Here is a 6,767-nt window from a genome sequence, read left to right as displayed (position 1 = left end):
CGACGCCGACACGGGTAATGTTCATGACGAGTTCTCCTCACCCTCAGGCTGGTTGGTGTTCTCGCCCACCAGTGTGGCGCAACGACGCCGATATAGGGTGGGGAGGACTCCATCCCATTGCTACCGATGCCATCCCTGGCATAGGACCCCCTCTTCGGCCTGTCCCCGGCGCCCCTCGCTATTCCGGCGGCCCTCTCTTGCATGCGGTCATAGACTTGAAACAGAGGAGCCCGGCTTGGACGCAGTGACGGACCCTACCGATCTTAATCAGCGCCTGAGGCCGCGCATCCTGCCGCGGCCCCGGGACGCCGCCCTCTATGCCCGCGCCCAGCGCGAGGGGCTCTCCGAGCTCCAGGCGCGGGTGCTGGCCGGGCGCCTGGCGGGCTATCAGGGCGAGCTCGCCCCGCTGGTCTCGCCCAGCCTGCGTCATCTGGCCCACCCGGAACGGCTCGCCGACGGGCGTCGCGCCGCCGAGCGCATCGCCCAGGCGGTGGTCGATGGCGAGCATATCGGCATCCTCACCGACTATGACGTCGACGGTATCACTTCCCATGTGGTCATCCGGCGCACCCTGCACGAGCTGTTCGGCGTGCCCGAGGCGAAGCTGCACAGCCTGATCGGCCACCGCATCCACGACGGCTACGGCATCAGCCTGCCGCTGGTGGAGCGCACCCTGTCCCTCAAGCCGCGGCCCAGCCTGGTGATCACCGCCGACTGCGGCAGCTCCGACGAGCCGCGTATCGCGCGGCTGGTCGCGGAGGGCATCGAGGTGGTGGTCAGCGACCACCACGCCCTGCCGGTGGAGGGGCCGCCGCCATCCGCCCATGCGGTGGTCAACCCCACCCGCGATGACTGCGACTACCCCGACCCGACCATCGCCGGCTGCATGGTGGCCTGGCTTACGATGTCGCTGACCCGCTCGGTGCTGATCGAGTGGGGCGTGTTGGGTCGGGAGACACCCAAGCTCTCGCCCTGGCTCTCCTACGTGGCACTGGGCACGGTGGCGGACTGCGTCTCGCTGGGTGGCAGCCCCGCCAACCGGGCGGTGGTGACCCACGGCCTGACCCTGATCAATCGCATGGAGGCAGCCTGCTGGCGGGCCATGGCCCAGCGCCTGGGTGCCGACAGCGTGCCCTTCGATGCCGAGACCCTGGGCTTCCAGATGGGGCCGCGCATCAACGCCCGCTCACGGCTCGATGACCCCTATGCGGCGCTGCACTTCATGCTGGCAGCCGATGACGCCACGGCGTCACGGCACCTGGAGACGCTGGATCAGGACAACCAGTCGCGCAAGGCGATCGAGGCCGACATGGCCGAGGAGGCGCGGGCGCTGGCACTGCCGGCGTTGACCGCCGACGAGCCGGCCATCGTGGTCTATCTCGAGAGCGGCCACGCCGGCGTGCAGGGCATCGTCGCCTCACGGCTGGTGCAGGCCTACGGACGCCCGGCGCTGGTACTGACCCCCGCCGCGACACCGGGCATGCTGACTGGCTCGGGGCGCTCCATCGAGGGGCTCCACCTGCGTGACGCCCTGCAGCGCACCTTCGAGCTGGCGCCCGAGGCGCTGCCACGCTTCGGCGGCCACCGCGGGGCGGCCGGCGTCGGGGTGCCCGTCGAGCAGCTGGATGCCTTCAAGGCGGCCTTCCTCCAGGCGGTGGCCGAGCAACTAGGTGGGGCGGAGCTCTATCCGCGGATCCTCACCGATGGCGACCTTGCCCCCGAGCAGTTGAGCCTCGCGACCCTCGAGGAGCTGCAGGCGCTGGGTCCCTATGGGCGCGAGTTCGATCCACCGCTGTTTCAGGGCGAGTTCATCGTCGAGCGGCTGCGTCCGGTGGGCGCCGATGGCAACCACCTGATGCTGGAGCTCTCGCTGGGCGCGGTGATCCACCGGGCGATCTGGTTCCGGGCGCTGACGCCGGGCGAGGTGCCCGCCTTCGGGGTGGGTGACCGGCTGCGCTGCGCCTACAAGCTCAACCGCAACCGCTGGCGGGGCAGGGAGAACCTGCAGCTGATGGTCGAGCACGCCGAAGTCATATAAGGAGTCAGGCATGGACCCGCAGGAGCTGCTCAAGGACCCCCACTCCCTCCGGGAGGACGCCATGGCGATGCTGGTCGGCACGCTGTTCGTGGCGCTGGGCGTGACCCTCTACACCCAGGCCACGCTGCTCACCGGCAGCACAGCCGGCATGGCCTTCCTGCTGCAGTACGCCAGCGGCTGGCCCTTCGGCGCCTGGTTCTTCCTGATCAACCTGCCGTTCTACTGGCTGGCCATCAAGCGCATGGGGTGGTCGTTCACGCTGCGTACCTTCGCCGCCATCGGCCTGGTGTCGCTGTTCTCGGAGCTCACCGTTCGCTGGATCGACATCGCCGCCGTGGCGCCGCTCTACGGCGCGCTGATGGGCGGCTGCCTGATCGGCATCGGCATGCTGATCCTGTTTCGCCACCGTGCCAGCCTCGGCGGGGTGAATATCCTGGTGCTATACCTGCAGGACCGCTTCGGGCTGCGCGCCGGCTATGTGCAGCTGGCCATCGACGGCGCCATCATGCTGGTCGGCCTGGCGCTGCTGCCGGTCGACCGAGTCGGCCTCTCGGTGCTCGGTGCGGTGGCCCTCAACCTGATCATCGCGCTGAACCACAAGCCCGGGCGCTACATGGGGGTGAGCTGAGCCGGTACCCGGCTCAGCGCTTGCCCCAGAACCACCAGGCGATCAGGCCGATCAGGGCGAGTCCTGCCAGATTGATGATCCAGCTCATCGCTTGGCCTCCTTGTGCTGGTTGTCGACCTCATCGCTGCCCCCGGCCTCGCCGGAGGGGCGGAACAGGCGCAGGCGGTTGGCGTTGCTCACCACGGTGATCGAGGAGAGCGACATCGCCGCCCCGGCGATCATCGGCGACAGCAGGGTGCCGGTGATGGGGAAGAGCACCCCCGCGGCGATGGGAATGCCCAGGGTGTTGTAGCCGAAGGCGCCCACCAGGTTCTGCTTGATGTTGGTCAGCGTGGCGCGGCTGATCTCGATGGCCGCGGCAACGCCGTGCAGCGAGCCGCGCACCAGGGTGATGCCGGCACTCTCGATGGCCACGTCGGTGCCCTGGCCGATGGCGAAGCCGACGTCGGCCCGGGCCAGCCCAGGGGCGTCGTTGATGCCGTCGCCGACCATGCCGACCACCTCACCCTCGCCCTGCAGGCGCTCGATCTCGGCGTGCTTGTCCTCGGGCAGCAGACCGGCGCGGAAGTCGTCGATGCCCACCTCCCGGGCGATGGCGGAGGCGGTGTGCTGGTTGTCGCCGGTCAGCATCACCACCTTGAGGCCGTCGGCCTGCAGGCGCTTCACCGCCGCAACGGTGTCGTGGCGCAGCGGGTCGCTGATGCCGAACAGCGCGGAAAGTGTGCCATCCACGGCCAGGTAGACCACGGTGCGCGCCTTCTCCTCCAGTTCGCCGGCCTTCTCCCTGCCGCTGGCCAGGTCGACGCCGGCCTCCTCCAGCAGGCGGGCGTTGCCCAACAACAGCGCGCGGCCGTCGGCGGTCTCGGCCTTCACGCCACCGCCGGTGACGCTGTCGAAATTCCGGATATCGGCGGGCTCGGCGTCGGCCTCCTCGGCGTGAGCCATCAAAGCTGCAGCCAGCGGGTGCTCGGAGCCACGCTCCAGGGCCGCCACCAGCGCGAGCACCTGGGGCTCTTCCCCTTCAAGGATCTCGGCTTCGGTCACGCTCGGCTTGCCCTCGGTCAGGGTGCCGGTCTTGTCCACCACCAGGGTGGTGAGCTTGCTGGCGGTCTGCAGGGCGTCGCCGCTTCTCACCAGCACGCCGTGCTCGGCGGCCTTGCCCACCCCGATCATGGTGGAGATCGGCGTGGCCAGGCCCAGGGCGCAGGGGCAGGCGATGATCAGCACCGTGGTGGCGGTCACCAGCATGTGCAGCACCCGTGGCTCGGGGCCGAGGTTGTACCAGACCAGCGCGGTGAGCACGGCGATGATCATCACCGAGGGCACGAAGATGCTCGAGACCTTGTCGGCCAGCGCCCCGATGGGCGGCCGTGAGTTCTGAGCGCTGGCCACCTGCTCGGTGATGCGGCCCAGGCGGGTGTCGGCGCCGACCCGGGTGGCACGGTAGACCAGCGAGCCCTTGCCGTTGACGGTCCCCGCGCTGACCTCGTCACCCTCGCCCTTGGTCACCGGCAGGGGTTCGCCGGTAAGCATCGATTCGTCGATATGGCTCTGCCCCTCGGTCACCTCGCCATCCACCGGCAGGCGCTCGCCGGGACGCACGCGGATATGGTCCCCCTCGCGCACCTCGTCGATCTCGACCTCGCGCTCCTCGCCGTCGCGGATCACCCGGGCCGTGCGGCTCTGCAGGTCGAGCAGGCGCTTGAGGGCGTCGCTGGTGCGGCCCCGGGCGCGCAGCTCCAGGGCGTTGCCCAGCAGCACCAGGCCGATGATCATCGACGAGGCCTCGAAGTAGATGCCGCGGGCCATCTCGGGCAGCCAGGGAGCGAAGGCCACCACCGCCATGGAGTAGGCCCAGGCGGTGCCGGTGCCCATGGCGATCAGGGTGTCCATGTTGGCCTGGTGGTGGCGGAAGTTCTTCCAGGCGTTGACGAAGAAGTGGCGGCCGGGGAAGGCCATCACGGCGAGTGTCAGCGCCCCGACGACCAGCCAGAAGAGCCGGCCCGCGCCTTCCGGATGGGGGTGGTAGACGAACATGCCGACCATCAGCGGGATGGCCAGGGCCAGCGACCAGAAGCTGCCCTTGAGGCGGCGACGATACTCCCGCGCATCGCGATCGGCGCGGGCCGCCTCGGCCTGGCGCAGGTCGTGGATCGGCTCGGCGCCATAGCCCACCGCCTCCACGGCCTCGATCAGGGCCTCCTCGTCGGCGCTGCCCTGCACCTGGGCGGTGTGGGTGCCGAAGTTGACCGTGGCCGAGACCACGCCGGGGGTGCGCTCCAGCGCCTGCTGGACGCTCTTCACGCAGCTGGCGCAGGTCATGCCGCCGATGGAGAGGCGATGGGTGGTGGCGCGCTCACCGGTGGGCGATTCCCGGGGTGCCCCGCTCGGGGCCTCGGTGGCGGGAACGGCTTCCTCCCGTTCGTCATCCATGGCGGCCTGCTGCTCCTCTCCCGGCGGATAGCCGGCCTCGTCCAGCAGGCGGTCCAGCGTCTCGTCATCCAGCCGGGTGGTCACGGTGAGGCGTTTCTCCCCCGGCTCGCCAACCACCTCGGCGTCGGCATCCTCGGCCTGGATCGCCTCGCGCATGCGTCTCACGCAGCCCTGGCAGCTCATGCCGGGCACCTGGCGCACGCGACACAGCGGGCGATCCGCCGGCGGGTAGCCGGCGTCCTGCAGCGTGCGGTCGAGCCTCGCGTCGTCGAGGGTGGAGGTGACGGTGAGACGCTTGTCGTCCGGAGCACCCATGACCTCGGCCTGCGGGTCCTCGGCCTGGATCGCCTCGCGCATGCGCTTCACGCAACCCTGGCAGTTCATGCCGGGAACGCGGCGTTCGAGGGTGGCGTTCATGGCGTCTCCTTGTTGGGCCTGTGTGAAGAGGGGGTGGCGTCGGTGTGGAGCGGCTCGGGGAAGCTCTCGATCAGGCGGCACAGGCTGTGGCCGTCCGGGGTGCCGTCAGGCATCTCGGCCCAGGCGTCCAGCGCCCGCTCCATGCGCTCGGCCAGGGCCTGCAGCTCGGAGATCCGCTCGCGGATCTGCGGCAGCCGGCTGGCCAGCAGGTCGCGGACCATGGGGCAGGGCGAATCGCCGTGGTCGGCGTGGTCGAGAATCTCGCGGATCTCGGCGACGCCGAAGCCCAGGGTGCGGGCGCGCTGGATGAAGCGCAGCCGTTCCAGGTCGTCCTGGGTGAACAGCTGGTAGCCGTTGTCGGGATGGCGCTCGGGGTGCAGAAGACCTTCTCGCACATAGTGGCGTACGGTCTCGGCGGTGACGCCGGCACCCCTTGCCAGTTCACTGACCTTCATGGGATCGCCTCTCGGGATTGGCATGCCTGTAGTGTAAAACCCTTGTGTTACCCAAAGGTCAAGGCATTCACAGGCTGCCGGAATGTGCCGATTCGTTACGGGACCGGTGAGAGGTAACTCCATGAAAGTTCATGGCTTCAAACGACCGTGCGACCAAAGTATTAGCGTTTTCAGCATTAAAACGCTCGTTTGGGGTTGAAACGCTCGTTGGCATACGAGAAAAGGGAGGGGCACGCGCCAGCCTCCGCGAGAGGCTACGCCGGCGCCAACGTCATAACAGCACCGCAAGGGATGGATCCATGAAGAACAAGTTCAACCGCCTGACCCTCGCCGCCGCCGTGGCGGCTGCCGCCTTCGCCAGCCAGGCCCAGGCCGGTGGGTTCCAGCTTAACGAGCAGAGCGTCAGTGGCCAGGGCTACGGCCACGCCGGGCGCAGCTCCAATGTCAACGACGCCACCATCGTCTTCGGCAACCCGGCGGGTATGTCGTTTCTCGATCGCGCCCAGCTCTCGGCCGGTGCCACCTATCTGGTCGTAAACAACGACATTAGCAATGTCCAAGCTAAACGCTACGTAGCACCCCAAGTTGCACCCATGCTTGGCGTAGATCCAGTTGCAGATATTCCTGGTGGCAATGATGGTGATATGGTAGGAAACAAGGCGATTCCCTTTATAGTGGACCCTGAAATCAAGACACTGGTTTAAGATATGCCGAGGCCGATTTCGAAGGGACCAGAGATGTCGAAACAGAAACGTAACACCCACTCACCGGAGCTGAAGGCCAAGGTCGCCCTGGA

General features: G+C 68.3%; 4 protein-coding genes and 1 pseudogene. 3 read left to right on the top strand and 2 right to left on the bottom strand.

Annotated features, from left to right (window positions below; genetic code table 11):
• The first annotated feature begins 244 nt into the window (after positions 1–244).
• Together LWH48_RS17840 and LWH48_RS17835 are read left to right on the top strand one after the other, a co-directional pair.
• Positions 245–2,038, top strand: coding sequence for a single-stranded-DNA-specific exonuclease RecJ (locus tag LWH48_RS17840; protein ID WP_442908329.1), 1,794 nt, complete (start codon positions 245–247; stop codon positions 2,036–2,038).
• Positions 2,039–2,048: 10 nt separating this feature from the next.
• A complete protein-coding gene (locus tag LWH48_RS17835) occupies positions 2,049–2,666 on the top strand; it encodes a YitT family protein (protein ID WP_232913638.1) in 618 nt (205 codons plus the stop codon).
• 84 nt (positions 2,667–2,750) lie between these two features.
• Here the strand turns inward: LWH48_RS17835 and LWH48_RS17830 are convergent, their stop codons facing one another.
• Positions 2,751–5,516 (bottom strand): heavy metal translocating P-type ATPase, encoded by a 2,766-nt coding sequence (locus LWH48_RS17830; RefSeq protein WP_232913637.1) that lies wholly within the window; start codon positions 5,514–5,516, stop codon positions 2,751–2,753.
• Positions 5,513–5,971 carry a MerR family transcriptional regulator gene (locus LWH48_RS17825; RefSeq protein ID WP_232913636.1) on the bottom strand — a complete coding sequence of 153 codons (459 nt, stop codon included), beginning with the start codon at positions 5,969–5,971 and terminating at the stop codon, positions 5,513–5,515. Before LWH48_RS17825 ends, LWH48_RS17830 begins: the two co-directional genes overlap by 4 nt.
• Positions 5,972–6,270: 299 nt before the next feature.
• On the opposite strand from LWH48_RS17825, the pseudogene LWH48_RS17820 reads away from it, so the two are divergent.
• Positions 6,271–6,642: pseudogene (locus LWH48_RS17820) on the top strand (outer membrane protein transport protein); the annotation flags it as partial.
• Positions 6,643–6,767 lie beyond the last annotated feature (125 nt).

It is taken from the genome of Halomonas sp. G15, assembly GCF_021282295.1.
GTDB lineage: Bacteria > Pseudomonadota > Gammaproteobacteria > Pseudomonadales > Halomonadaceae > Halomonas > Halomonas alimentaria.
This window is presented reverse-complemented; position numbering and strand designations above follow the sequence as displayed.

Coding starts and splice junctions, on each gene's coding strand:
- LWH48_RS17835 (WP_232913638.1), top strand. CDS start 2,049: ATGGACCCGCAGGAGCTGCTCAAGGACCCCCACTCCCTCCGGGAGGAC.
- LWH48_RS17830 (WP_232913637.1), bottom strand. CDS start 5,516: ATGAACGCCACCCTCGAACGCCGCGTTCCCGGCATGAACTGCCAGGGT.
- LWH48_RS17825 (WP_232913636.1), bottom strand. CDS start 5,971: ATGAAGGTCAGTGAACTGGCAAGGGGTGCCGGCGTCACCGCCGAGACC.